Source organism: Sellimonas caecigallum, assembly GCF_019754295.1.
GTDB lineage: Bacteria > Bacillota > Clostridia > Lachnospirales > Lachnospiraceae > Sellimonas > Sellimonas caecigallum.
Map to the genome: position 1 here is coordinate 1 of NZ_VIRV01000052.1, position 1,002 is coordinate 1,002.

1 protein-coding gene is annotated in these 1,002 nt (G+C 44.1%); it reads left to right on the top strand.

Annotation, left to right across the window (positions count from 1 at the left end):
• Positions 1 to 236: 236 nt before the first annotated feature.
• On the top strand, positions 237 to 1,002 hold a 766-nt coding region (locus FLB61_RS12935; protein WP_221920429.1), incomplete at its 3' end, for a tyrosine-type recombinase/integrase.

Sequence of the window (1,002 nt, forward strand, 5' to 3'; positions counted from 1 at the left end):
GCTAGTGCAAGGTACATAATTCCGCTACTTTTTCAAAAAAAATAGCAGTTTTTGTATTTATGTTGTATTGTTGAGTTACCACACTTAACATTTGACATATACACAAGAACTGCTATGATTAGTTTAACATGGATTTTTAAACTCAACAACCTCATATCTTATCTTTTTCCAAGATCACCCCCTTGAAAGAACTTTCTCTCATTTATTAAATTACATTCTTTCAAGGAGGTTCCGTCATGGACTATTTAAATGTTTACCGGGAGATGATCTCCCTTCGTGGTCTTACTGACCACACTGTAAAATCTTATTCTACTTACATCCGTTCTTACCTGGATTACCTTCACACGCTTCTTCACAAACAGCCGGAAGACGTTTCCTGGGATGAACTCAGGGATTTTATCCGCTGGCTTCAGAAAGAGCGTGCCCTTTCTGACCGTACAATCAACCACTGTATCTCACAGCTCCGCTTCTTTACCATGTATGTCCTGCACAAACCTTGGGATCCAACCCAGCTTCCTATGCGGAAATTCGATTCCTTTCTTCCCTTTGTCCCCACTCAGAAGGAAGCGGAACTTTTTATCTCTACGCTTTCAGACCTGAAGCCCAAAGCTATGGTTGCTCTCATGTATTCTGCCGGTCTCAGGGTTGGGGAAGTCTGCAGTCTCCGTTACCGTGATATCCAACGGAAAAATATGCGGATCCATATCGCACATTCAAAAAACCGTTCAGACCGCTATGCCGTCCTTTCTCAAAAAGCGCTGGATATCCTCACTGACTACTGGTTTGCATACGGCCGTCCCTCCGGCTGGCTTTTTCCAAAACAGACGGATCCTTCCCGGCCTATTGATACTTTTTATATCACGCGGCATATGCGTGCCCACGAAGAGTCCCTCGGCTGGGAACACCGGCTTACCTGCCACTCTTTCCGTCATGCTTTCGGAACACACCTTTATGAAAACGGGACGGATCTTCTGACAATTAAAAATCTGATGGGGCACAAAT